This window comes from Streptomyces chrestomyceticus JCM 4735 (assembly GCF_003865135.1).
Classification (GTDB): Bacteria; Actinomycetota; Actinomycetes; order Streptomycetales; family Streptomycetaceae; genus Streptomyces; species Streptomyces chrestomyceticus.
The window spans coordinates 355,031-380,518 of sequence record NZ_BHZC01000001.1 but is presented as its reverse complement, the minus strand read 5'-3'; the positions used below and the strand labels follow the sequence as shown (position 1 = coordinate 380,518).

Annotated in this window: 20 protein-coding genes and 1 pseudogene; 11 read left to right on the top strand and 10 right to left on the bottom strand. The window is 70.1% G+C overall.

Annotated elements, in window-relative coordinates; translation table 11 throughout:
- The first annotated feature begins 58 nt into the window (after nucleotides 1-58).
- The 8 genes from EJG53_RS01630 (at nucleotide 59) to EJG53_RS01590 (ending at nucleotide 8,116) form a co-directional block, all read left to right on the top strand.
- Nucleotides 59-1,327, top strand: coding sequence for an acyltransferase family protein (locus tag EJG53_RS01630; RefSeq protein ID WP_125043206.1), 1,269 nt, complete (start codon nucleotides 59-61; stop codon nucleotides 1,325-1,327).
- Between the two features lie 146 nt (nucleotides 1,328-1,473).
- Entirely contained in the window at nucleotides 1,474-2,058 is a 585-nt protein-coding gene (locus EJG53_RS01625) for a TetR/AcrR family transcriptional regulator (RefSeq protein ID WP_125043204.1), read from the top strand.
- A 48-nt stretch (nucleotides 2,059-2,106) separates the two neighbouring features.
- Entirely contained in the window at nucleotides 2,107-2,811 is a 705-nt protein-coding gene (locus tag EJG53_RS01620) for a nitroreductase family protein (RefSeq protein ID WP_218041895.1), read from the top strand.
- Nucleotides 2,812-3,689: 878 nt separating this feature from the next.
- The gene (locus EJG53_RS01610; RefSeq protein ID WP_125043202.1) at nucleotides 3,690-5,210 is read left to right on the top strand and encodes an ATP-binding protein; all 1,521 of its coding nucleotides are present in this window, start codon (nucleotides 3,690-3,692) and stop codon (nucleotides 5,208-5,210) included.
- Between the two features lie 66 nt (nucleotides 5,211-5,276).
- Nucleotides 5,277-5,663: a roadblock/LC7 domain-containing protein gene (locus EJG53_RS01605; RefSeq protein WP_032926094.1), complete on the top strand. Its 387-nt coding sequence runs from the start codon at nucleotides 5,277-5,279 to the stop codon at nucleotides 5,661-5,663.
- Entirely contained in the window at nucleotides 5,660-6,031 is a 372-nt protein-coding gene (locus EJG53_RS01600) for a DUF742 domain-containing protein (protein ID WP_125043200.1), read from the top strand. The genes EJG53_RS01605 and EJG53_RS01600 overlap by 4 nt, the downstream gene beginning before the upstream one ends.
- A complete protein-coding gene (locus EJG53_RS01595; RefSeq protein ID WP_125043199.1) occupies nucleotides 6,012-6,635 on the top strand; it encodes a GTP-binding protein in 624 nt (207 codons plus the stop codon). The genes EJG53_RS01600 and EJG53_RS01595 overlap by 20 nt, the downstream gene beginning before the upstream one ends.
- Nucleotides 6,632-8,116, top strand: a complete 1,485-nt coding sequence (locus EJG53_RS01590) for a cytochrome P450 (RefSeq protein ID WP_125043196.1) — start codon at nucleotides 6,632-6,634, stop codon at nucleotides 8,114-8,116. The genes EJG53_RS01595 and EJG53_RS01590 overlap by 4 nt, the downstream gene beginning before the upstream one ends.
- Before the next feature lie 107 nt (nucleotides 8,117-8,223).
- On the opposite strand, the pseudogene EJG53_RS01585 reads toward EJG53_RS01590, so the two are convergent.
- The 3 genes and pseudogenes from EJG53_RS01585 to EJG53_RS01575 all read right to left on the bottom strand — a co-directional run.
- A pseudogene (locus tag EJG53_RS01585) lies at nucleotides 8,224-9,381 on the bottom strand (pyridoxal phosphate-dependent aminotransferase); the annotation flags it as partial.
- Nucleotides 9,382-9,386: 5 nt separating this feature from the next.
- Entirely contained in the window at nucleotides 9,387-10,397 is a 1,011-nt protein-coding gene (locus EJG53_RS01580) for a tryptophan dimethylallyltransferase family protein (RefSeq protein ID WP_244954916.1), read from the bottom strand.
- A 390-nt stretch (nucleotides 10,398-10,787) separates the two neighbouring features.
- Nucleotides 10,788-11,405 carry a hypothetical protein gene (locus EJG53_RS01575; protein WP_174856353.1) on the bottom strand — a complete coding sequence of 206 codons (618 nt, stop codon included), beginning with the start codon at nucleotides 11,403-11,405 and terminating at the stop codon, nucleotides 10,788-10,790.
- 254 nt (nucleotides 11,406-11,659) lie between these two features.
- Here EJG53_RS01575 and EJG53_RS01570 point away from each other — a divergent pair, with 254 nt between their 5' ends.
- Complete coding sequence (locus EJG53_RS01570; RefSeq protein WP_125043192.1) at nucleotides 11,660-12,823, top strand: sensor histidine kinase; 1,164 nt, start codon at nucleotides 11,660-11,662, stop codon at nucleotides 12,821-12,823.
- Complete coding sequence (locus EJG53_RS01565) at nucleotides 12,820-13,470, top strand: response regulator (RefSeq protein ID WP_125043190.1); 651 nt, start codon at nucleotides 12,820-12,822, stop codon at nucleotides 13,468-13,470. Before EJG53_RS01570 ends, EJG53_RS01565 begins: the two co-directional genes overlap by 4 nt.
- A gap of 155 nt (nucleotides 13,471-13,625) precedes the next feature.
- Here the strand turns inward: EJG53_RS01565 and EJG53_RS01560 are convergent, their stop codons facing one another.
- From EJG53_RS01560 to EJG53_RS40535, 6 genes are all read right to left on the bottom strand, one after another.
- Nucleotides 13,626-14,324 (bottom strand): DUF5825 family protein, encoded by a 699-nt coding sequence (locus EJG53_RS01560; protein ID WP_125043187.1) that lies wholly within the window; start codon nucleotides 14,322-14,324, stop codon nucleotides 13,626-13,628.
- Nucleotides 14,321-16,234 carry a RiPP maturation radical SAM C-methyltransferase gene (locus tag EJG53_RS01555; protein ID WP_125043185.1) on the bottom strand — a complete coding sequence of 638 codons (1,914 nt, stop codon included), beginning with the start codon at nucleotides 16,232-16,234 and terminating at the stop codon, nucleotides 14,321-14,323. The genes EJG53_RS01560 and EJG53_RS01555 overlap by 4 nt, the downstream gene beginning before the upstream one ends.
- A 70-nt stretch (nucleotides 16,235-16,304) precedes the next feature.
- Entirely contained in the window at nucleotides 16,305-17,102 is a 798-nt protein-coding gene (locus tag EJG53_RS01550) for a hypothetical protein (protein WP_125043183.1), read from the bottom strand.
- A complete protein-coding gene (locus tag EJG53_RS01545) occupies nucleotides 17,099-18,106 on the bottom strand; it encodes a multinuclear nonheme iron-dependent oxidase (protein WP_244954915.1) in 1,008 nt (335 codons plus the stop codon). Before EJG53_RS01545 ends, EJG53_RS01550 begins: the two co-directional genes overlap by 4 nt.
- Entirely contained in the window at nucleotides 18,103-20,196 is a 2,094-nt protein-coding gene (locus EJG53_RS01540) for a B12-binding domain-containing radical SAM protein (protein WP_125043181.1), read from the bottom strand. The genes EJG53_RS01545 and EJG53_RS01540 overlap by 4 nt, the downstream gene beginning before the upstream one ends.
- Before the next feature lie 13 nt (nucleotides 20,197-20,209).
- Nucleotides 20,210-20,362 carry a hypothetical protein gene (locus EJG53_RS40535; protein ID WP_154806351.1) on the bottom strand — a complete coding sequence of 51 codons (153 nt, stop codon included), beginning with the start codon at nucleotides 20,360-20,362 and terminating at the stop codon, nucleotides 20,210-20,212.
- 342 nt (nucleotides 20,363-20,704) lie between these two features.
- On the opposite strand from EJG53_RS40535, the gene EJG53_RS01535 reads away from it, so the two are divergent.
- Nucleotides 20,705-21,364 carry a class I SAM-dependent methyltransferase gene (locus tag EJG53_RS01535; RefSeq protein ID WP_125043179.1) on the top strand — a complete coding sequence of 220 codons (660 nt, stop codon included), beginning with the start codon at nucleotides 20,705-20,707 and terminating at the stop codon, nucleotides 21,362-21,364.
- A gap of 39 nt (nucleotides 21,365-21,403) precedes the next feature.
- Here the strand turns inward: EJG53_RS01535 and dnaE are convergent, their stop codons facing one another.
- Nucleotides 21,404-25,003, bottom strand: coding sequence for a DNA polymerase III subunit alpha (gene dnaE / locus EJG53_RS01530; RefSeq protein ID WP_167515016.1), 3,600 nt, complete (start codon nucleotides 25,001-25,003; stop codon nucleotides 21,404-21,406).
- Between the last annotated feature and the right edge of the window lie 485 nt (nucleotides 25,004-25,488).

Here is a 25,488-nt window from a genome sequence, read left to right as displayed (position 1 = left end):
GCTGCCGCCTGCCCCCAGCGGCAGCAACCCCCTCCCGCCTCCCCCGAAGGACCCGTTCATGCCGACATCCGTGGCCGCGCCGCCCTCCCCGCCGTCCTCCCCCCTGCCCTCCCGCCGCCACGGCCGCCCCGGACCGCGCGCGACCGGACGGCACATCGCACCCCTGGGCGGTCTGCGCGGCCTCGCCGTCCTGGGGGTGCTGTTCTTCCACGCCGGGCACTTCGGCGGCGGCTTCCTCGGCGTGGACCTCTTCTTCGTCCTGTCCGGTTTCCTCATCACCGGCCTGCTGCTCAAGGAGGCCGCGGACCGGAACGGTACGGTCGGCCTCGCGGCCTTCTGGGAACGCCGGGTACGCCGTCTGCTGCCCGCGCTGACCGTGATGATCGTCGCGGTACTGCTTCTCGTCGGGGCGGCCGGGCCGTCCTACCTGCTGGGCTTCGCCCTCGAGGACGGCCCGTGGGCCGCGCTCCAAGCGACGAACTGGCACTTCATCAGCGACCAGGTCGGCTACTGGAACGACGGCGACACCCGCGTCTTCAGCCACCTGTGGAGCATCGGGGTCGAGTGGCAGTTCTACGTCGTCTGGCCGGTGGTGGTCGCGGTCCTCGCCCGGAGGCGCGCCACACGCCGTCTCGTGCCCGTGGTCGCCGCCGCCGGTGCCGTCGTCTCCCTGGTGGTCATGATCGTCCTCGCGCACGGCCCGGACACCACGCGCGTGTACGAGGGCACCGACACCCGCGCCTTCTCGCTGCTGCTGGGCGCCCTGATGGCGACCGATCCGGTACGCGGTCTGTTGTCGAGGACGCCCGGTCGCCTGGCCAACTGCCTCTGTGCTGCTCTGGTGTGCGGTCTCGGCGTCTACTGGTGTCTGACCGGCGGCCCGAGCGACCCCTTCCTCTTCCGCGGCGGCCTCTTCCTCCACGCCCTGGCCGCAGCGCTGCTGATCGCCCTGCTGGCGCACACCCCGGCCGGTCCGGTCGGCCGTCTCCTGGGGAGCAGGCCCTTGCGCGAACTGGGCGCCGTCTCCTACAGCCTCTACCTCTGGCACTGGCCGATCTATCTGCTCCTCTCAAAGGACGTCCTCGGTTTCGGCGGCTGGGCCCGGACGGCGGTCCTCCTCGCGGTGTCCCTCGCCGCCGGGTGGCTGTCCAAGGTGTTGGTGGAGGACCCCGTACGGTTCAAGGCCCGCTGGGCCAGGGGGCGTACGGGCGCGGCCTGCCTGGCCGCGGCACTCGCAGCCGTAGCCGGTGTCTGCCTCCTCGTCCCGGCCCCGGCCCCGGGTGCCGACACGGTGGACCTCACGCAACTCACCGCCGCTTCCGGCTGACCCCCACACCCGCGCCTCCCCGGAAAGCGGCTCAAGTCAGCCCTTTCACCTCCCCGGGCACTGTTTGACGCCCCGCGTACCGATCGGTACTGTCGTCCGCGTGCCGATCGGTACGCCTGCGTTGTCAACCGTGAACCGGAGTTCCGATGGCAGACGAACAGCAGTGGCGCTCGCCGGCGGGCCGGCGCGTGTGGGAGACCGCGTGCGAGCTCTTCTACCGGGAAGGCATCCGTTCCGCGGGGGTGGCCGAGATCGCGGAGCGGTCCGGGGTCGGAAAGCCGAGCATCTACCGTAACTTCGAGTCCAAGGACGGCCTCGCGCTGGCTTATGTGAAATCGAAGGCGGTGCCCTCCCGCGTGTGGCTGGAGGCGGCACGCGCCGCCTGTCCGGACGACCCCGCGGCGCAGCTCCGGCACGTCATCGCCACCATCGCCGACCAGATCAGTGAGCCCGGATACCGGGGCTGTCCGCTGGTGAACGCCTCCGTCGAATTCCCCGACCGCACCCACCCGGTACGCGTCGCCGTCGACGAGCTGAAGGCCGATTACCTGGAACTGATGACGGAACTCGTCGCGCAGTTGCCGGTACGCGATCACCGCACTCTGGGCTACATGCTCCAGATGCTGGTGGAAGGCGCCAGCGTCACCACCCAGGTCTACGCGGCCGAGAAGTCCGCCACCGCGCTGAAGGAAGCGGCCGACCGCCTCATCGACTCTTTCCTGGAGCAGTGACCACCGCATCGGTCCCGAGTATCCGCACTTCTGCGAAACGAGAAGCCCATGAGTATGTCCACCTTTGCGCCCGCCTACGCCGAACACCTGATACGCGCCCGGCGCGCGACCCGTGCCTTCACTCCGGAAGCGGTGCCCGAAGACACCGTGCGCGCTGTCTTCTCCCTGGCCGGCGCGGCTCCTTCCAATTCCAACACACAGCCCTGGCACGTCGAAGTGGTCAGTGGCGCGGCTAGAGACCGGCTGAGCGCGGACCTGACCGCCGCATACGCCGACCAGCGCATGTCACTGGACTTCCCTTACCGGGACGACCTGTACACCGGCGCGTACGCGCAGCGTCGCCACGAGGCGGGCGCGACGATGTACGGCGCACTGGGCATCGGCCGCGACGACCATGAAGAGCGCGCGGCATTCAACGTCGAGAGCCTGAATTTCTACGGGGCTCCGCATGTCGCGCTGCTGTTCCTGCCTCCCAATGCCGAAGAACGCATGGCCGCCGATCTCGGCATGTACGGACAGACGCTCCTGCTGGCCATGACGGCGTACGGCATCGCCAGTTGCCCGCAAGGTCTCCTGAGCTTTTACGCCGACACCGTCCGCGAGTCATTGGGCCTCAACGGCGACAACAACGGCACGGGCCACAACAAGCTGCTGTTCGGCATCTCCTTCGGCTACGCGGACACCTCTGCCCCCATCAACAACATCTCCGTCCCCCGCGCCGAACTGCACGAGACCACCCGCTTCCACGTCTGATCACGCGAGAGTGGCCACCACGTATGCCGTGGCCACCACGCATTCCGCAGCCCGAACAAGGAGCCGCTCCTCGTACGCGGCGTCCTTGGCGGGCTTGCTCGACATGGGCGAGACGACGAGCGGCGGTACGGATCCGGGCGAACGCCGTCAACCTCCCCGGCCCGCCGACATCCCGTAGCAGCAGGTTCCCGGCCATTCCTTCGCTGTAGCGAACCGCCGCATTGCACAGGTCGACAAATCGACGCGTGCCCTACTCCCCTTCCAACTCGCGCAGGTACCGCCGTTGTTGAATTCGGCAGGCACGGAAGGAGACGTGGGGCCGACCCCGCCGCTCGTGCATCCGGCCAGCGGCGGGGCCGCCGCCGCTTCCAGAAGAGCACAGCGCGAGAGGGATGATCGCGATGACAGTGACGGATCAGTTGCTGACGGCCCTCCCCGTGCGACGCTGCCGTTGATCCAAATTTCGGCCCGCGCCAGTGAATTCGGGCATTCGCTTCGCAATCGCCACGCCTCCCCGCGATTCCGCTGAACGGCTAGCGCCAAACGATTCTTCTGATGTTCGTACATGAGTGCATTCATGTGTTGTGTGCACTTGCCCCTCGGAGTCAATCGGGCCCCGCTATGCTCACTGCCGCGCAGCGAGTTGTGACAGTTGCGGCATGGCGCCGGTGACTGTCGTGAGGTCGCCGCCGCGTGTGGCGTCCGGGGTTTTGGACCCCTGGAAACCGCGCGCGGCAGGTCGGCTCGGCGTGCACTGCGGTGCTGGTTCGGTGGGTGCGGACCAACGGTCGCCCGTCGCATTTTTCGCCGCCTTTCCTGCGTACGTGCATTTCCGTGCACGACGTCCTGTCCCTTCCCTTAGTGCTCTGAGGCTGCCGATGGTTCGTGCTGATGCGTCACCCGGAAGGCCGGGGCCGGCCTCCACCGCAAGGTGGCCGCTGCCACCCGTGCTCCTGGCCATATGTGTGGCCGTGGCTGTTCCGTTGCTGCCTTCGGAGGTCCGTGCCCACGCCGTCTGGATCGGTGTCCTCGCGACCGCGGCCGTGGCCGCCGCGGACTTCAAGGCCGCGCGCCGGGGCCGCGCGATCGACGCGCTGCGCAGGCAGTACGCCGAGAGAGAGGCCGCCCTGCAACGGCAGTTGGCCGAGCAGGAGGTCGAGACGGTACGAATGGCCAAGGAGACCCTGCCGGCGGCCATGGCGCGGCTCCAGCAGGGCAACTCGGTCGAGGACGTCCTGCGCAGCACCGGTCAGGCGTCCCGGGTGAGCCCCCGGTTCGAAGCCGCGCACCACGGGGTGCTGCGCTACGTCCTCCAGGCCGTGGAGGCCGAGGAGGACCTGCGTGACGCCGCCCAGCGGGCCTTCGTCAACATCGCCCGGCGCGTCCAGGCCATCGTGCACCAACAGGCGCTGGAACTGCGCGAGATGGAGGACCGGCACGGCCAGGACCCGCACGTCTTCAGTGACCTGCTGCACCTCGACCACCGGACCGCGCTGATCGGCCGGCTGGCGGACAGCATCGCCGTCCTCGGCGGTGCCCGGCCGGGGCGGCAGTGGCAGAAGGACATCCCGCTGTTCAACGTGTTGCGCGGCGCCATGTCCCGGATCACCGACTACCAGCGCGTCGACCTGCACTCGGTGGCCGACGTCGGAGTTCTCGGCCGCGCCGCCGAGCCGCTGATCCACGCCGTGGCCGAGCTGCTGGACAACGCCACCCGCTATTCACCGCCGCAGACCCGTGTCCACCTGACCGCGACCGAGGTCCAGTCCGGTGTGGCCGTCGAGATCGAGGACGCCGGACTCGGTCTGACCGACGAGGCCCGCATCCGCGCCGAGCGGGCCCTGGCGCAGCACCCCGGTGGCGGACTGGACCTGGACGACCTGGGGGAGTCCCCGCGACTCGGCCTGGCCGTGGTCGGCCGGCTGTCCCACGCGAATCACTTCAAGGTCTCGCTGCGCGTCTCCGCGTACGGCGGCGTACGGGTGGTCCTGGTCGTACCGCCGGAACTGATCACCGTGACCCCGGTGCCCGGCGGCGCCTTGGCCAAGGCGCCCAGCCTCCCGCCGCCCCGCCACCCCAGCGGCCCCAAGCACCGGGCCGAAGCGGCCGCCGAGGAACCGGTGTCCGCCGACGGCCCCCGCACCACCAACGGGCTTCCGCAGCGCAGGCGGCGTACCCGGTCCGTCATCCCGTCCGTACGGCCGCAGCAGGCGACGCCCTCGGGCGCTGCCCCCCGCCCTCCGTCGGACGGCAACTCCGCACCGGCCGGGCTGTGGATGTCCGCATTCCTCGGCGGTGCGTCGGACGGCGAATCCGGTGGCGGCAACACCGGCGCGTCTCCGGCGGAGGCCCCGGCGCGGCGCCCCCGAAGTCCGGGCGACGACGAGCCCGAGCAGTGACCGAGCCGGCCGATGAGCCAGCAGACAAGGATGAGTGAGCAAGTGGCGACAAAGCAGCGGCTCAACATGGACTGGATGCTGGAGGAGTTGGCGTCCAGCGTCCCGCAGACCCGGAATGTCGTGGTGCTGTCCTCGGACGGCTTGTGCATGGCGCAGTTCGGTACGGAGAACGACACCGCCGACCGCCTCGCCGCCGCCTGTGCCGGACTGCAGAGCCTGTCGGCGGCGATCGCCTCGGAATTCCCCCGGGGCGACGGCCGGATGAAACTCGTCGTCGTCGAGGTCGACGGCGGGTTCTTCTACCTGATGGCGGCCGGCGCGGGAGCCTATCTGGCGGTGCTCGCCGACGACGACGTGGACGCCGGCTTCATAGGGCAGCGGATGCGTGATCTGGTCGCCCGGATCGGGCAGCATCTCAGCAGCCCGCCGCGGGCGGACCGGCAGGTCCCATGAGCGATCCGGAGCAGGAACAGCACCGGGCCTGGGAAGAGGGCGGCCCCGAGCGGCTCTACGTCATCACGTCCGGCCGGCAGGCGCCCGAGCGGAACTCCTCCCTCGACATGGTCACGCTGATCGTGAGCCGCAACGAACCCGGCCCGGGGACGCAGCCCGAACTCGCCGCCATCGTCCGCATATGCGACTACCCGCTGTCCGTCGCCGAACTCTCCGCGTACCTCCGGCTGCCGGTCTCCGTGATCACCGTACTGCTCACGGACCTCCTGGCGAGCGGTCACGTCGAGGCCCGGGCGTCGGCGCTGACCCAGTCGCTGCCCGACGTCGAACTCTTGGAGGCGGTGATGCATGGACTACAGAATCTCTGAACCCGTCGTCGGCCCCCGGCACGAGGACACCCTGCCGGCCTCGGTCACCACCGCGGTGAAAGTGGTGATCGTCGGCGGCTTCGGGGTCGGCAAGACCACCCTGGTCGGATCGGTCAGTGAGATCAGGCCGCTCACCACCGAGGAGATCATGACGCAGGCCGGCGCCGGGGTGGACGACCTCGCCGGTGTCGAGCGCAAGAACGAGACGACCGTGGCGATGGACTTCGGCCGGATCACCCTCAGCGACGAGCTGGTGCTCTACGTCTTCGGCACCCCGGGCCAGCAGCGGTTCTGGTTCCTGTGGAACGGGCTCTTCGAAGGGGCGCTGGGCGCCGTGGTCCTCATCGACACCCGGCGGCTGGAGGACAGCTTCGACGTGATGGGCCGCCTGGAGGAACGCGGGGTGCCGTTCATCGTCGCCATCAACGCCTTCCCGGACGCCCCCTCGTACCCGGCGTCCGAACTCCGGGAGGCCCTGGACATCCCCGACGGGGTGCCGGTGATCGATTGCGACGCCCGCGAACGCCTCTCCAGCCGCGACGGCCTGCTGACCCTCATGCGCTATCTGCACGCCCTCACCACGACGAACCCGGAGCGACGGTGACTTCCTCCTTCCCCGAACAGTCCCGCACCGCGTGGGCCCCCGCCCCGCCGCCGCAGTGCCCGGCCCACGCCCGGCCCGGCGCCACGGACGGGCTGGCGCGGCTCTTCGGCCCCGAGGCGGCCGAGGACCCCATGGGCCTGTACGAGCGGCTGCGCGCCCGGCACGGATCCGTCGCGCCCGTCCTGCTCGACGGCGACCTCCCGGCCTGGCTCGTCCTCGGGTACCGCGAGATCCTGGAGGTCGCCGGTACCCCCGCCCGGTTCAGCCGGGACTCCCGCAACTGGCGCTGGTTCAGGGAAGGGCGGGTCCCGCCGGACTCCCCGCTGCTCCCGATGATCGCCTGGCAGCCGGTCTGCCTGTTCCTGGACGGCGAGGAGCGCAACCGGCTGCGCCTGGCGGTCACCGACAGCCTGGAGCGCTTCAACCGCCGCGGCATCCGGCGGCACATCACCCGCTTCACGCACCAGTTGATCGACGGCTTCGCCGAGCGGGGCGAGGCGGACCTGGCCGAGGAGTTCTGCGAACACCTGCCGATGCTCGTCCTGACGCAGTTGCTGGGCATGCCCGACGAGTACGGGCCGCGGCTGGTCGCGGCCAGCAGGGACATGGTGGCGGGCACCGAGACCTCGGTGGCCAGCAACGCGTTCATCGTGGAGACCCTCACCGAACTCGTGCGGCGCAAGCGCGGCAGCCATGGCCACGACGTCACGTCCTGGCTGATCGAGCACTCCTCGGGGCTGACCGACGAGGAGGTGTGGAACCACCTGCGGGTCATCCTCATCGCCGCCAACGAGACCACGGTCAACCTCCTCAAGAGCACCCTGCGGATGGTGCTGACCGACCCCCGGTGCCACGCGTCGCTGGCCGGCGGGCAGATGACCTTGCCCGACGTGGTGGAGCAGGTGCTGTGGAGCGAACCGCCGCTGATGACCATCCCCGGCCGCTGGGCCGCCGTGGCCACGGAGGTCGGCGGTCAGAAGATCGAGGCGGGGGACATGCTGCTGCTCGCGCTGGCCGCCGGGAACCACGACCCGGCCGTCCGGCCGGACCCCTCGGTCCCGCTGCTCGGGAACCGCTCGCACCTCGCCTTCAGCAGCGGCCCTCAGGAGTGCCCCGGCCAGAACATCGGCCGCGCCATCGCCGACACCGGCATCGACACGCTGCTGGCGAGGCTCCCCGACGTACGGCTGAGCATCCCCGAGGAGCAACTGCGCTGGAAGTCGGGCTGGATGACACGGCACCTGACCAGCCTTCCGGTGGCGTTCACCGCGCCCCGGTCGGCGGGGTCCGCCGCGCCCGCCGGTCCGGCCCCTGCCCTCGCGGAGACCGAGGAGCGGCATCAGGGGAGCCGGCCGGACGGTGGCGCAGCGCCCGCGGCCGAGCCCGCTGTGCCGCTGTCGTCGGTGGTGCCCTTGCCGGTTCCCGCCCGAAGGAGGCGTACGGGGTGGTGGAACTCCTTGAAGGCATGGCTGCGGGGCTGACTTCCCCGGGGTAGGGGAGGGGCGCTCTTCCGCTGCGTTCCGGTGGCCTGGAGCGGGACCGGGCCACCGGTGACGTGTTCTTCGACGGCTCTCGCGATGCGCTGCAACGCCTCTTCCATGACCGCCCGGGACGTGGCGTAGCTGATACGGACATTGCCTTCGGCGGCCGGGCCGAACCACTCCGGTGTGCCGGGCACCACCGCCACCCGGGCTCGGGCCAGGAGGAATTCGCCCATCGCCCGGCTGGTCATTCCGGTGGCGGACACGTCGGGGAACAGGACGTACGTGCCCTCCGGGCGGCCGCACGAAATTCCCGGGACGGCGTTCAACCGGTCCACGCTGTAGTCCCGTATCTGGTGCAGGTGTTCCAGGAAGGCGTCTCTCCAGGGCCAGCCGTGACGCAGGGCGGCCAGGGCGCCGGCCTGGGCGAGCGGGGTCATGCTGTACGTGGCGCCGAGACGCTGGAACGTGCGCCGCAGCGCGTCCGCCGCCCGCCGGGTCGGGGCGATCACGAATCCCGCCCGGAGCCCCGGTAACGCGAAGGTCTTGGACAGGCCGGTCACCGTGTAGACGCGTCGGCTGTTCGCCGTGTCCAGGCTCGCCAGGCTGATGTGCTTTCCGGGCGGATACACGATCTCGCTCCACACCTCGTCGCAGAGGATCGGAATGCGATGCGCACCCGCCGTCTCCGCCACCGCCCGGAGGGTCGATTCGGTGAAAACGGTGCCCAGCGGGTTGTGCGGATTGCACAGGCAGATCAATGCGGTGCGCGGAGTGATGAGAGAGGCGAGCCGGTCGGGGTCCAGGGAGCCCGTGATCTTGTCCATCGGGCAGTAGACCCGCCGGGCCCCCGCGGCATCGACCGCTTGTCCGAACAACAGGTCTACCGGGTCCAGCACAATGCACTCGTCGCCCTTTCCGCACAAGAGGTGCACCACGCCCCAGAGCGCGGCCGCGGTGCCCGGGGCCGGCACCACACGGTCGGGATGGCTGCCAATTCCATAACGGGTCTCGGCCACGTCGGAGAAGGCTTCTTGCAACTCCCCGCATTCCGTGGCCGACGCGTAAGGGAAGTAACCGTCGGCGACCGCCGCAATGATGGCGTCCGTGACCACCGGGGGGCCGGGAAAGTCCGGCTCGGCCGCCGTCAGCGGGATGACTCCGGGCGGATGAGCGCCCCAGCGCAACGGTGACCGCCGGCGCAGCAGACCGGGCCGGACCTGCGCGTCGTCGAACGTCGGCCGGGGCGCGTCGGGCAGCGCCATGGTCTTCACCCCCGCTGGTATCGGGCAGGCGGATACCGGTCGTAGAGTTCCGGCGACCAGTACGTGGTCAGTCGGGACCGGCCGCGCTGCACACGCGCTGACGCGTACGTGTGAATGCCACGGCCGGACGAGAGCGGGCGCCGGGCCATCTGGTTCAGCAGCGTCCGATAGCCGCCGACGGGAAGACCCATTTCCCTCATGACCGCGCTGACGCGGTCGCGAACGGTCCGGTCGCTCGCCGAATGCAGCCACAACGGTACGTACAGCGTCGCGGACACCGGCTGGTCTCCGCCGGCAGCCGTGAACGTCAGATTGCTGACCAGCGGCTGCGCACGTACCTCACTGTCGCTGCCGGTCAGTTGACGGCAGAAGGCCCCCAGGAATCCGGCCTCGTGCTGCAGCGAGATCTCCATACGGGCGTCGAGTTCCGCCGGAGAGGCGTCGTAGTGACGGAAGTACACCTTGACGCGGGATTCGGGGCCGTCGGTCAGGTCGAGACCGAAGTAGACGATTCTGTCGAGGTCGAACCCCCGGCCCGCGTATTCCCTGACCGCCGCCCATGCCTTGGTGAAACCCAGCCGGTCCAGTGCCGCGCGCGTCCGCTCGATGCCGGTCAGGCCGGCATTGGCATGCGGATTGAGGTAGACCTTGAACTCGGGGTCGCCGGTCGGCGCGAGGGCGGCGGCGTGCATCATGGCGAAGCCGGTGGGGTCCTCGTCCGGCAGGAACAGGTCCGACACCTCCGCCAGCCGGTCACCGGCGGCCCCGAAATCCCGGGTCAGCCCTTGGGTGAGAGCAAGCGCCGCTTTCTGTGCGGACGACGGGTCCGACCGTTCGGGCAAGGCCTCCACGAGCGCCCGGATCTGCAGGCCCTCCCGCGAGAAGGCCGCGGAGAATTCGATCGGCGAACCGTCGGCGCAGACGTCCGAGTGCCAGCCGGGACGCGTCCCTATCCGCCGCGCGCCCCACGGTGACAGCATCCTCCGTAGTGCCCTGGTGCCCTGTTCGGCCTCCATGCCCGCGCTGCCGAGAAGACGTGTGGCGGTGGTGACCGCATAGTCCGCGAACGTCGTGCTCGCAGAGATTCGTGGCGCCGACCGCAGAGACGACATGGAATTCCTTCCCTAGCACTCGCCGGATCCCGCCGTACCGCACGCTTGCTCCACCGGCCGATAGGCCAGTACCAATAGGGAAGGAAGCTCCTGACTTCCGATGCCTTATGCCTGGGGTACTTTCACCATTGACCAACTTTCCGTCGGCCGCCACCGGCGCACAAGGGGCGTGCGCGGCGTCCGTCCTGCGATGGCGCACGCCTCCGATGGACGGATGCGCACGCCGGCGCTCGGCAGGCCGGGTGGCCGGGTGCGGGGCGGCAGTCCCGGCCACCGGGGCTGCCGCCGCCGGGTTCAGCCGGGACCGGGGAGCGAAGAGCGCGCAGCCGCCCGCGGTGTCGTTTTCCCGGCGGGCTGCCACAGGGCGGAGGCGAGCCAGATCAAGGTGGTGCCGACCGCCAAGTGCAGGGCACTGGTGAGTGCGGAGTCGGGCAGGCCGGTCAGGAATGCGAAGAGGGGCAACAGGGTCGCGTACGCCCAGGACGGCACCCGCGGAAACACCCGGGCCCGGATCAGGGCCGCTCCGAACAGCGCGCAGCTCACGGCGAAGACGGCCGCGGAGCCGAGGAACGCGGGGACCGTCGGGCCCGTCAGGGCCTTCTCGACGACCGCATCGTCGAAGTAGAACAGCACGAGGTTCGAGGCGAACGCGGCGCCGCCGAACAGGCCGAGCCCGATGAGGCTGATGACGTAGGCCGTCTCCCCGAAGCGACCGCCGGCCGCGCTCTGGCGCTGGTGCAGCGCGGCCAGCAACGGCAGCGAGAGCGCGGGGGCCAGGGCGAGGAAGAAGCTGGTCGTCGCGGTCTCCCCGGTGAAGACCTCGACGAGCGCGGGCAGGGCGACAAAGAGCCCGGACAGGGTGCCGGACAGCACACCGACGCAGGTGAGCCGGTCGGACAAGGGTGTGGGCACGGTGCACTCCAAGGTGTCGAAGGGCCGCCCCGGCCCAGCACTCCGCGGGCCGGGACCGAGAACGGTAAAGAGCCGCCGCCCGTTCTCGGCAGGTGAAGAACGGCGAGAACCACCGCTGGAAGTCACTGACGCACCGCCGCCGTACAACTGGCCGGCACGTGCCGCTCGGCCACGTCCGCCGGCGGCCGCTCCGCGCCCTCGCCCCCCGGCCGCCGCCCGCTTAGCCTGGGCAGCAGGCAGGAAGGGGTGGGCGCATGGCAGCGTACGTACCGGTGCCGTGGGTGTCGCCCCTGCTGTACGCCGCGGTGCTGGTCGGCGGTCTCTACTACACGCTGGCCGGTCTCGCCCCCGGCACCGCCCCGCCGCTCTGGCGCACGGCAGGTTTCGCCGCGGGGCTCGCGGTGCTGGTCGCCCTGGAGACCGTGGAGCGGCGCGGAATCAGGCGCGGAATTCCCGTCCGGGCGTACCTGCCGATGGCCGCGCGGACCGGACTGATCACGGGAGTGGTCGCCCTCGACACGTCAGGGCTGGCCCAGGCCCTCTTCGTACTCCTGCCGTTCACCGCCTACTTCGTCTACGGACGCGGCGTCGCACTCGCGCTGGCGGCGCTGTGCGTGGCCGGGCTCCTCACCGGCTACGCGCTGACCGAGCCCGGCTGGCACCGCGAGGTGGAGCGCGTGTCCGACCTGCTGATGCTCTGTGTCGGCCTCATCCTCGCGCTTTCCATGGCGGCCGTCGCCATCGGTGAACAGCGCGGACGGCGCGCCTTGGAGCGGTACGCCGCGCAAGTCGCCGAACTGTCCGCCGCGGCCGAGCGCAACCGCCTCGCGCGGGACATCCACGACAGCCTCGCGCACCACCTCACCGCCGTCTCCGTACAGTTGCAGATCGCCTCCGAGTTCCGGGTCCTGCAGCCCGACTCGGCCCAGCGCGCGGTCGACGAGGCCCGACTGTCGGTGAAGCGCGCGCTGGGCGACGTACGGCAGTCCGTACGGGCCCTGCGGGACGAGGAGTCGCACAGGTCGCTGACGGCGATGCTCGCGGGCCTGGCGCGCGACGGCGAGGAGCGGCCCCGCGTCACGGTGCAGGTGGACGGCACCGAGGACGGCTACGGTCCGGCGGAGCTGACCGCGCTCTACCGGGCCGCACAGGAGGGCCTGACCAACGCGCGCCGCCACGCGCAGGCGTCGCGGGTCACGGTGGCGGTGGTCCTGGCTGCGGACGCGGCACGCCTTGTGGTGACCGACGACGGCCGCGGCTTCACCCCGAACGGGGCCGCCACCGGGTTCGGGCTGGTCGGGATGCGCGAACGGGTGCACCTGGTGGGCGGAAGCGTGCACATCGACAGCGGCCCCGGCAGGGGAACCCGGCTGACGGTGACGGTGCCGCGCGGCCACCGCGAGGAAGGCGTGACATGAACGAGGTGGCGGCGTCGGTACGCGTACTGGTCGTGGACGACCAGCGGCTCATCCGGGACGGCATCGCCTCACTGCTCTCCATCCGGCCGGGCATCACGGTCGTCGGCACGGCGGTGGACGGCCGCGAAGCCGTCGCCAAGGCGCTCGAACTGTGCCCGGACGTCGTGCTGATGGACGTCCGGATGCCGGGGATGGACGGTGTCGAGGCGGTCGCCGTCCTGCGTGGCACGGTGCCGGAGTGCCGGGTGGTGATGCTGACGACGTTCGACGACAAGGAGTACGTCGTCCAGGCGCTCCGCGCGGGCGCCTGTGGCTATCTGCTCAAGGACCTGCCGGCCGGCGAACTGGCCCACGCGGTCCGGCTCGCGCACGCGGGCGTCACCCAGCTCGACGCCTCCGTGACCCACCACCTCGCCGCCTGCCTGCCCTGCCCGGGCCCCGGAGCGGAGCCGGGCGCCGTCCTCAGCCCCCGCGAGATCGACATCCTGCGCCTGGTGGCGCAAGGACGGACCAACCGGGAGATCGCCGCGCAGTTGTACCTCAGCGAGGGCACCGTGAAGAACCACATCTCCCGCATCCTCGGCCGCCTCGCCCTGCGGGACCGCACCCAGGCCGCACTGCGCGCCCGGGACCTGGGTCTGCTGTGACCGTATGTCCGAGGAGGCCCGGTCGGGGGGCAGCCAGCCACCTGGCGGCCAGCCCGGAGCGCAGCAGCAGGGACGCGTGCTGCTGCGAACAGGTGACGCGATGTCTCCCGAGGGCGGTGCGCCGGACACCCGGCTGCCTACGGAATGGCCGCTGCCTACGGAATGGTCGTGCTGAGCGGCCAGCGGCGGATCCGGTACGGCGTCCACCACAGGAAGCGTCCCACCCGGTGGATCAGACCGGATGGCAGATACCTCGCGACCACCGAAGAGGGCACGTCGGTCCCTGGCACGCCGCGCAGCAGGGCCTGGATGAGCTGGTCGTGCTGGTGTGTGCGGATGACGAGGCGCTTGAACGAGCCGCTGCGGCGGTCGCGGATTTCGATGAAGCCGGGGCCGCGGCGGAAGCCGCACTTGGCGGCGTGGAAGGAGTCGCGCCACTGGACGGCGATGTCGCGGCCGGAGCCGAAGGAGCCGCTGGAGTCGCCACGGAACACGGTGGTGGGCGGGTGGAGATGACTGAGTGGCTGCCAGTCGGCCGGTGCGCCGGTGCTGATGCCGGCGACGACACCGGCCCCGGGCAGGCGTAACGTCCACTCGACGGCGATGCCGAAGGCGGTGAGTTCGCGTACGGCGACGAGGGCCGTCACCGCGGCGGCGCCGTCCCGGTCCGTCAGATCGACGGTCCGGGGCAGCCGGGCGCACTGGACGTGGTGGGCGGCGAAGTCCGCCACGGCGCCCTCGACCTGATCGCCGAGCAGGTCGAGCGTGCCGGCGTACACCCCCGGGATGTCCCTGGCCGCAGGGTCGCGTTCCCTCCAGAGGGCCAGGGCCACCGGCGCGGCGAGCGGGCTCATCGGACACCTCCGGCGGCGGCGGCGAGGGCCGGGGCCAGGGGCTCGGCGCTGTGCAGACGGCTGCCGTCCAGGCGCATCAGGTCCTGGTTGGCGACCGCCGGTACGACATGGATGTACTGGCCCCCGTCGGTGAAGACCAGGCCGAGGCGGCGCCAGCGGGTGAGGAGCGCACCGATCCGGTCCCCGGTCGCGTCCTCGTGGCGGGCCGCGGCCTTGTGCAGCAGGGATGCGGGGGAGTGTGGCATGTCGAGGAGGCGGAAGACGGTCAGCTCCAGCGGGTCCGTCAGGTCGAGCAGGTGCCAGTCGAATCCGGGACGGGTGTCGACGAGGACGATGTGGTCGCCGAGGTCGCAGTGGGTGAGACGGCACTCCACGTAAGCGCCCTTCCAGCCGCTCACGGCCTGCTGCAGACGGACCAGGCAGGCCGGGGAGATGCCGCGTTTGGGGGAGTCGAAGAGGTAGACCAGGTCGGCGAGTTCGGAGTCGGGCAGGTCGTAGATGTGGTGGTAGTGGGCGGCGGGGCGCAGGTCGTCGAAGCCGAGTTCGGGCCGGTCGAAGTAGGGGCTGAAACGTTCGACCTTGATGCGGGTGGCGTTGAAGGGCGGGGTGAGGTGGTGCAGGGCGGGCACCTGGTCGCAGATCGCGTCGTAGTCCTCCTCCGCCTCGCCGGGGAAGCCGTAGAGGTAGTTCCAGTTCAGGTTCATGCCGACGGTTTCCGCGTCGCGCAGCAGCCGGACGTTCTGGCAGCCGGTCACGCCCTTGTCCATGAGTTTCAGCACCCGGCTGCTGAGGTTTTCCACACCGGCCTGGACGTAACCGATGCCCGCCGCGCTGAGGACGCGGAGCTGTTCGCGCCGCAGGTTCGACTTGATCTCGTAGCACAGCCGCAGGTCGTAACCGGACTCCTGGAGCCGGGGCGCCATCGAGCCGAGATAGGCCATGTCGAGGATGTTGTCGGTGACCCACACGTCGAGGATGCGGTACCGCTCGACCAGACCGAGGATCTCCTCGACGAACCGCTGCGGGTTCTTGCTGCGGAACTCCATGAACGATCCGTTGAGCCCGCAGAACGTGCAGTGGTGCTTTGCTCCCCACCAGCACCCGCGCGAGCCCTCCACGACGATACGGGGCTCCACCCAGCCGCCCGCGGTGGAGCGTGCGTGCCGGTCGAAGTAGTCACCGTACTCGGGAGTGACCAGCGCCGCCGGAGGCAGGGCCTTGGCCTCCATCGGGTTGGCGACGGGGCGGCCCTCCGTGTCCCGCCAGCACAGGCCGGAGATCCCCGAGAGGTCGCCGCCGTCCCCGAGCGCGGCCAGCAGTTGGGGGAACGCCGCCTCGCCCTCACCCCGTACGACGAAGTCGACGAACGGAAAGTTCCGGTGCAGCGCCGCGCCCTGCGGCCCGTCGCAGTTCGCGCCGCCGAAGACGGTCACCGCGTGCGGAGCGCCGGCCTTGACCGCGCGGGCGGTGGCGAGGGCGGCGGCGTTCTGCGCGAACGTCGTGGTGAAGCCGACGACGTCGGGCGCTTCGGCGGCGATCCTGGCGGCGGTCTCCCGCACGAACAGCGGTGCGAGTTCGTGCAGTTCCCTCGCCTTGGCGAGCAGCGGCTCGGGAGCCCGTTCGCCCAGGGACTCGCTGAACGCCGCGACGTGCCGGCGGGGCAGCTCGTTGAGGGCGGCCGCGAAGATCCACTCGCTGTGTCCGGAGAAGTACGAGCCGGCACAGAAGTCGTACTCCTCGAACGTGAAGTCGGTACGCGCCGTCAGCCAGTCCACGTAGTCGAGATTGGCGTGCACGACGTCGACCCGGACGTCCGGGAAGACGTCGTGGACCCGGCGCTTGAGGATGCCCAGGGCCAGCGACGGAGCGTCGATCGCCGACCACGGCATGTCCACCAACACGATGTGCATGTCAGCCCGTTCCCTTCCTGGCCTAGCCGGGCCGAGCCGTCCGGCGGGCCCGTCGGCGTGGGCGGCGGCCTCACCACAGCCCGCGCCGGGACAGCGCGCGGCGGGCGGCGTCGCCCTCGGCCGACGGGGTGGTCTCGAACGCCGCGGCGACCTGCGCGGAGACGGCTCCGCGCCGGACCCCGGCGGGTGTGGCGAAGTACGCGTAGGCCACCGGCTCCCCGCTGTCCTGCCGGGCGGCGGCCGGGCGGTCCGCCCAGGAGGCGACGGACCGGGGCGTGTACCGGCGCAGGGCCGCATGGCCCCGCCCGGTCCGTACGATCCCCTCGACGGCGATGTCGAACGACAGCGGCTGCTCGCAGACCAGCGCCGTGAACAGGGCCGTCATCAATTCGTGCGTCACGGTTTCGCGCAGTACGACGGGCGCGTCCACGCCTGCGCCCGTGAGCCGGTCCGGGTGCGCGGCGACGAAGCCGATCAGGTACGCGGCGAACGCCTCCTCCTCGGACAGGCCGCGCCCGGCGTAGGGAAGGAACCGGAACCTGCCGAACTCTTCGGAGCGGAGGAACCCGGTGAGGAGTTCCGCGTCCCGGACGCCCGCCGACGCGAGGAGGCGCAGGCTGCGTGGAAACGCGGAGGCGAGGCCGCCGTTCCTGCCTTGCTTCCAGACGGTGGTGCGGAACTGGCGCGCCGCACTGTCGAGTTCGCAGAGATCGACCGTTGCCAGACACTCCAGCTCACCAGTCCCCGAGGCGACTGCTGCGGCTCCCTCGTCGGCCAGGCGCTGTCTGGGGCGTTCGTCCAGCAGCAGCCGCATCAGCAGGTCAGCGAGCTGCTGACCGTCCAGCGGCCGGCCGGGAGGCGCTTTCACAACGGCCCCCGGTCCTGGCCCTGCCACTCGGCGACCAGCGCCCTGAGCCGTTCGTAGTTGCGCCGCGACTTCTCCACCAGCCGTCCGTCCTCACGGAACACCGGGTCTTCGTACGTGACGCCGAGGAGCTGCGGGCAGCGGGGCAGCAGATGGGCGGTGAGGTCGAGCTGCTCGTCCAGGAGCACACCGTGGTGCAGGTCGCGGAACTTTCCGCTGACGATCTGGCAGCCCGACAGGTGCAGTTCGCGGCAGCGGAGCAGCGGCAGTGCCTCCAGCCCGTCGAGCATGTGCGGGCCGGTGCGGCCGCGCAGCCACTGGTAGCTGAGCAGATGGCCGACGTCGAGCGTCACCCACACATCGGCGTCGTCGGCCAGCCGGGCGAAGTACTCGAACGCGTCGAGGCCGCCCAGCGCGAACGAGCCGCCCTCGGTGAAACCGGGGAACTCGACATGCAACGGCGGCACCAGGAGCCGCGCCGCCTGCGCCGCGTTGCGGGTGGCGATCTCCAGGCCGGGGCCGGTCAGCGGCGGCGGCAGCGGATACGGCAGCGGACAGCCGCGCAGGCTCCAGATCCCCAGGTCCTCCACGACCCAGGCGAAGCCGTACCGGGCGTGGAGCTGGTTGGCGAACTCGGCGGCCGGCCCGCGGTCGTAGCGTTCGGGCGTGCCCATGTTGAGTTCGGTGTGGTGGAAGGCCCGGGGAAGGCCGGCCGGCAGTGCCTGGCCGAAGCGGTCGTAGGCGCGTACGTAGTCGGCCGGCCGGGGGAGGGCGCGCGAGCGGGGCTGGAACGAGTGGGCCGCGTAGGCGAAGTCACCGCCGTGGCGCCGGAAGAAGGCCCTCAGCCGGGGGTGGATGTCGCCGCCGTCGTCCGTGTCCACGAACCCGGCGCCCCGCCCGCCGATGCCTTTTCCGTACCAGGGCATGTCCACGAGGACGCCGAGACCCAGCCGGTGCGTCGCTCCGCTGTCGGTGGGGTGTGCGGTGGTGGGGGAGGTGGCGGTCACGTCGGCCTCCTGGTGCGCCGGGCGGCTGCGAGCTCTGCCGCGTACGGAGGCGATGCCGGGGCTGAGGGCGCTGCCGGGTGCGGGGGCACGGCTGGGCCTGAGGGCGCTGCCGTGCTCGGTGGCGCTGCCGGACACGGCTCGGCGGCCGATACGTCGACCAGCCGCGCCAGCAGCCGCTGCCCCCGGGCGGTGCGGGCCGTGAGCAGGCCGTCGGGGTGCTGTTCGACGTCACGGTGCGGCAGCGCGTAGAACTGCTCCCACACCAGGTCGGCGACGACGGTCCGGCCGGGCACGGTGTCGAGTCGGGCGGGCATGGTACGTACCCACGGATACGGCCGCGCGGCGTCGGACGGGCCGGTCGGACGGGAGTCGCCCCGGGCCGCCGCGCGGTGCGACGGCGGGTGGACGGCGCTGGCCCGGCCGGGCCGCACCACCTGGAAGATCCGCTCCAGCCGGGAGAGGGCTTCGGTGCGCGTCGGACCGCCGTGGACCGTCAGCGGGTAGCCGACCCGGCCGGCGAGGTAGCTCAGTTCGGGGTTCCCGGCCAGCGGGCCCGAGGTGTCCAGTGAGACCCCGAAACGCTCCGGGGCCTGTGCGAGCCTGCTGCCCGGTTCGGGCACCATGAGTTCGAGCGCGTCGATGCCGATGCGCCGCTCGTTGACGGCCAGGAACCGCAGGGACTCCTCGAATTCCTCCGGCCGCTCGTCCAGGACGTGGCCCATCACCGAGAGCCGCAGGGTGATGCCCGCCCCGGTGACGGTGTCCACGATCCGCTGGTAGTCGGCCGCGCGCACGCCCCGGTCCATCAGGTCGAGCAGGCGTTGCGAGGTCCCCTCGTACCCGACGGCGATCATCGCGCAGCCCACTTCGGCCAGCGCCCGGCAGAACGCCGGGTCGGCCAGACCCGGCTCCAGCCGACTGCGGACCCCGAACCGCACCCGCACCCCGCGCTCCCGTACGGCGCGCATCGCCTTGGAGATCAGGCGCAGGTTGGTGTTCTCGTCCGCGATCGCCACGAACCGAGTCCCGGTGTCCCGGACCACCGTCTCGACCGCGTCGGCGACCTGCCGCACGGTGGCCTGCTGGTACCGGCCGGGCGGCAGCGACCGGTTGCCGTACGCGCAGAAGGCGCACCGTCCCCAGTAGCAGCCGACGCAGGAGACGATCGCCACCTCCAAGCCCTCGTTGAGGTACGAGCGGACCGGCAGGCCGGTGTGGTCGGGCGGCCCGAGGTCGTGGAAGCGCAGGCTCGGTGGCTGACGGGAGCGGCTGACGGCCCCCGAGCGTGGCAACCAGGTCATGCCGGGCACCGCGGCCGGGGGAATCGTTCCGTCGAGGGCGTCCAGCCAGCGTTCCAGTGGTTCCTCCCCGGCGGTCCAGCACAGAGCGTCGAGGGTACGGCGGAGGCCGGGCAGGACCGCGAGGTCCGCGTCACGGAGCATGATCTGCTGACCGCCCAGGCAGATCTTGACGCGTGGGGCGAGCTCCCTGATCCAGGCGGCGATCAGGAGGGCGGGGCCGAGCTGGCTGAAGAACGCCACCGACAGCCCGGCCACCCGCGGCGGATGCCGGGCCAGCAGGTCCGTCACCAGCCGGTGGAGCACCTCCACCGCGGCTCCGGAGGCGGCGGGAGGCCGGTCCGCCGCCCGCCGTGCCGCGCGGTCGAGTGCGTCGAGGTCACGCCAGACCGATGTCAGGAAGGTGTCCCGCACGAACAGTTCGAGTGCCTGCCGGGCGAGCCGTACCGAGCGGGCGGCACCGAGATCACCCGGTGACGCTTTCCGCATGACATGCGCGCGGATTTCGGTGAGATAGCTGTCGACGACCTTGGCCATTTCCCTGCGGTACCAGTCGCGCATACCGTCGCCGCCCTGGGCACGCGCCGCGGCGTCCAACAGGTGCGGCCTGCGCAGCAGTTCGTGGAGCAGGGCGATGTTGAGGTCGGCCTGGTGGACGCGCCGGCCCCGGCGCCGCAGATGACCGGTGAGACAGGGCAGGCTCAGATACGGAAAGAACCTGGCCTCGGTCTGCGGCGGAAAGAGGAGGAGTACGTCGACGGGCTCGGCGTCCACCGCCGGTACGCGCGGCACGGCTCACCGGACCTCAGTCAGCGGTCCCGTAAATGTCCTCCGCGGCGATATAGACATAAGCGTGGTAGGAGCCGCCGAGCTTCAGCTCCTTGGCGTCAATCACTTCCAGTTCGTCGAGTTCCGAGAATTCGTCCTCGACGGTCACTTCGGGCTGCAGAGCGGTCATGGTCCCTCCTTGCGGGAACATGGTGAGGTGCCGAATGGAAGATCGGTTCCGTGCTGAATTCGCGCCGCACCGCGTGCGCGTCGACCAGGGCGGTTCCCGTCCACGGTAGTTCCGGGCCACCGGAGTCCACAACTCCGAAGGAGTCGCGTAATTTCGCCACGTCCTTATATGGTCTTCGGCGTACGGCGCCCGGAGTTCGTCGTGTCACTTCCATGAACAGTCATGGCGCGGTGCCGGTGGCCGACCCGTTACACATTCCCGTAGCAAGCATTCCGTTTCCGCGCGGAGCAGTGCCGCCCCGCCGGTCTTGACCGTCAGGAAGAACAAGAAGAACATCCCGCAATGGAAAAGTCACGGGACCCGAAGCCCATGACGGCACAGGAATGGGACCTGACCTATCGATGCGGCGACCCGGTCTGGGACGAGCCGCCCACCGCGCCCCTGGCCCGCCTGCTCACCCGGCACGCGCCGCCACCCGAGGACGTGATCGATGTCGGCTGCGGGCTGGGCTCCACCGCACGCTGGCTCGCCGAGCACGGCTACCGGGTCACCGGCTGCGATTTCTCGCCACGGGCGATCGCCCTGGCACGCGCCCGTACGCCCGCGGCGCTGACCGTCCGGTTCACGACGGCCGACGTCACGCACCTACCACCGCGGCTCGGCCCGTTTCCGGTGGCACTGGAACGGGGCGTGCTGCACGCCCTACCGCAGATGACGGACCGACGGCACTTCGTCGCGGCGATGGCGCGGGTCTGCCTGCCGGGTGGCCTCTGGATCCACGTAGGCGCGAGCGCCCCCACCGTGAAGACGGAACTCTCTCAGGTGCGAGGCCCCTCCCGGATGGCCGAGCCGACGTTTCTCGCCCTGGTCGCACCCCATTTCACCGTCCTGGAGATCGACTACGCCCCGTTCGGCAGCCGCTCGGCCACCTGGCAGGCGCGGCACGCCGTACTCCGCCGCCACGCGTCTCCGGGGCCGCCCTCGCGCGCACGGAGGGGGTGAACCGCAGATGGGTCTCTTCGTCCGGGCGGTCCGGGCCGCTCACACCACGCCTTGCCACGCGTCCGGCCCGAAGGAGCCCTTGATCTCGGAGGCGAGCGTGGCCGGATTCACCATGGTGTGGAGCTGGTACACGATCGTCTTCTGCACTCCGCGTACCGCGAGGTGGACGGGGTTGTCCCCGGGGTGCGCACCCATGATGCGCTTCAGTTCCTTGAGGGTGGGCTCGTTGATGCGGTGGTAGGGGAGGCTGAGCTGCACGGGGGCCGCACCGGTGCGCTCCGCCGAGGTGATGTCGAGTACGTTCAGCTCCTGCCCGAAGATGCTGACCGTGCCGTCCCGGTCGTTGATGCGGCCCTGGACCGACACCACGCTGTCCTCGACCAGGGCGCCCACGACGAGCTGGTAGGTGGCGGGGAAGAACAGCACCTCGATGGTGCCGTCCCGGTCGGCCAGGTTGACGATCGCCCAGGCGTTGCCCTGCTTGGTCATCTTCGGCTGGATGCTGGTGATCAGCCCGGACAGGCGCACCACGCCTTCGGTGCGGCCGGAGGCCACCAGCTCGGGGATGGTGGTGTCCCGGTTGGCGGAGAGGATGTGCTCGGTGCCGTCCAGCGGGTGCGCCGAGACGTACATGCCGAGCATCTCCCGCTCGGTGGAGAGCAGTTGCTTACGCGGCCATTCACTCTCGTCGATCTTCACATCGAGGCCGAATCCCGATTCCGCGCCGCCTTCGTCGCCCCCGAGCCCGGCGAACAGGTCGTCCTGTCCGTACGCGGCGGCCTTCTTCAGCGGCACGACCGCGTCGATGGCCGGTTCGTGTGCGGCGGTCAACCCTTTACGGGTGTGGCCGAGGGAGTCGAACGCGCCGGCCTTGATGAGGGATTCGACCGCCCGCTTGTTGAGCGCGGGCAGCTCGGCCTTGTCGAGGAAGTCGGCGAAGGAGGCGAACTTCCCCTTGGTCTTACGGGCCGCGATGATGGTCTCGATGACGTTGTCGCCGACATTGCGTACCGAACGGAGGCCGAAGCGTACGTCGTCGCCGATGGCCGCGAACTCCGCGACGGACTCGTTGACGTCCGGCGGCATGACGGTGACGCCCAGCTTGCGCGCGTCGGCCAGGTAGATGCCCGCCTTGTCCTTGTCATCTCCGACGGATGTCAGCAGCGCGGCCATGTATTCGGCCGGATAGTTCGCCTTCAGATAGGCGGTCCAGTAGGAGACCAGGCCGTATCCGGCGGTGTGGGACTTGTTGAACGCGTATCCGGAGAACGGGAGCATGACGTCCCAGATGGCCTTCACGGCCTCCTCGGAGTAGCCGTTCGTCCGCATGCCGGCGTGGAACTTCTCCCATTCGGCGGCCAGCACTTCGGGCTTCTTCTTGCCCATCGCGCGGCGCAGCATGTCGGCGCCGCCGAGGGTGTAGCCGGCGAGGGTCCGGGCGATGGCCATGATCTGCTCCTGGAAGATGAGCAGATGGTGGGTGGAGCCCAGGATCGGGTCGAGGACTTCCTTCAGCTCGGGGTGGATCGGGTCCGGCTCCTGCTTGCCGTTCTGCCGCAGCGCGTAGTTGGTGTGCGCGTTGGCGGCCATCGGGCCGGGCCGGTACAGGGCGAGGGCCGCCGCGATGTCCTCGAATCGTGACGGTTCCATCAGTTTCAGCAGGGCGCGCATGCCGCCGCCGTCGAGCTGGAAGACGCCGAAGGTGTCGCCGCGGCCGAGGAGTTCGAAGGTCTTCTCGTCGTCGAGGGGGATGACGACTTTCCCGGGGTCGCCGTCCATCGGGTCGACGGTGGCCAGCTTGATGCCGCGGTTCTCGCGGATGTTCTGCAGCGCGTGGTCGATGACGCCCAGGTTGCGCAGCCCCAGGAAGTCCATCTTGACCAGGCCCATGGCCTCGCAGGACGGATAGTCGAAACCGGTGATCTTCACGCCGTCGGCGGCCCGCATGTGCAGCGGGATACGGTCCGTCAGCTTGGTCTTGGAAAGAATCACCGCGGCCGCGTGCACACCGGTGCCGCGGGTCAGCCCCTCGACGCCCTTGGCCGTGTCGATGACCTTCTTGACGTCCGGCTCGTTCTCGTACATCTGCCGGATCTCGCCGGCCTCGCCGTACCGCGGGTGCTCGGGGTCGAAGATGCCGTCCAGGGGGATGGACTTGCCCATGATGTCCGGCGGCAGCGCTTTGGTGATCCGCTCGCCGTGGCTGAACGGATAGCCGAGGATGCGCGAGGAGTCCTTGATCGCGTTCTTGGCCTTGATCTTGCCGAACGTGTTCACCATGGCGGTGTACGCGTCGCCGTACTTCTCGGTGACGTAGCGCACCATCTTGTCGCGCTGGCGGTCGTCGAAGTCGAGGTCGACATCCGGCGGGTTGATGCGCTCGGGATTCAGAAAGCGTTCGAACAGCAGGCCGTGCTCCAGGGGGCACAGCTCGGTGATACGGGTGGCGTAGGCGACGATGGAGCCGGTGGCCGAACCGCGGCCCGGACCGACCGGCACGCCGTTGTCGCGCGCGTATTTGCAGATGTCCGCGACCACGAGGAAGTAGCTGGAGAATCCCATGGGCCCGATGACCGTCATCTCGGTCTCGAAGCGTTCCATGACCTCGGCGGGGACAGGATCGCCGTAGCGCGTGGCGAGGCCCTTCAGGACCTCCTTGCGCAGCCACGACTCCTGGGTTTCCCCCTCGGGCACGTCCGGGTACTGCGGCATCTCGTCGACGTAGTCGAACACTTCGTTGTACGACTCGATGCGTTCCGCGATGAGCAGGGTGTTGTCGCACGCTCCGGGGAGTTCGGAGAACAGGGCGCGCATCTCCTGCGCGGTCTTCAGGTAATAGCCGCCGCCCTGGAACCGGAAGCGCTTCTCGTCGGCCTTGTTCTTTCCGACGCCGATGCACAGCAGGTTGTCGTGCGCGTCCGCCTGGTCCTCGTGGATGTAGTGCGCGTCGTTGGTGGCCAGCAGGGGAATGTCCAGGTCCTTGGCCAGGCGCAGCAGCCCGTCCCGGACGTCCCGTTCGATGGACAGGCCGTGGTCCATCAGCTCCAGGAAGTAGTTCTCACGGCCGAAGATGTCCTGGTAGGCAGCGGCGACCTCGCGGGCCTCGGCGTATTGGTTCAGCCGCAGCCGCGTCTGGATGGCGCCGGAGGGGCAGCCGGTCGTCGCGATGATGCCCTCGGCGTGCTCGCCGATCAGCTCCATGTCCATGCGGGGCTTGCCGGCCGGGAATTGTCCGCTGTAACTGGCTTCGGTGGACAGGTAGAAAAGATTGCGCAGCCCCTGGACGTTCCGGGCCCACATCGTCATGTGGGTGAACCGGCCGCCGCCGGACACGTCTTTCGACCCCTCGCCGTCGTCCGACATGGCGCGCTGCCCGCCCGGCCCCCAGAATTCCTGCTTACGGTGGCGGCGCGAGGACGGGGCGACGTAGGCCTCGATGCCGATGATCGGTTTGACGTCGTCGAAGCCTTTGGACACCTGGTGGAACTCATAGGCACCGAACATGTTGCCGTGATCGCTCATCGCGACGGCGGGCATCGACTGGCGTGCGACTTCGGCGAACATCGGTTTAAGCTTCTGCGCGCCGTCGAGCATGGAATATTCGGTGTGATTGTGCAGGTGAACAAAGCTGTCGGCCACCGTCCGGGCACCTCCACGAGACGAAGAGAGCCCCAACCCTAGCCGCGCCCACCGTTCGACAAATCGTTCCTGCGCGCCGTGGTGGAGATCCTTTACCGCGGTGAATTGGTGACCTGCGAGATCGCCGGACAAAGATCTTCAAGGACGGCGTGGCGCCGTGCCGTCCGTACCGTACGCATCGGAACGTCACCCGATACACCGCCATGGCACGCACCTTTCCGGCCCCGTGACACGGCCGTGGACACACCGGTTTCGGTCATCGTTCCCGCCGGTCCCGGTGCGGATCGACGCTGTCACCCGGCCCGATGGGCAGCGCGTCGTACTGTCATGCGTACGGAAGATGGCTGGGCCCGCGTGTCGCTGTAGTGGCCATGGGCAGCCTGCCCCTCATGCCCCAGTCGCCTCCCTAAGCCGCTCCCGGCACCCCTGATGTCCGCAGCCCGCTCCGTTACCTGGGATGGCTGCTGCGTCAGCAGCCCCGCCGC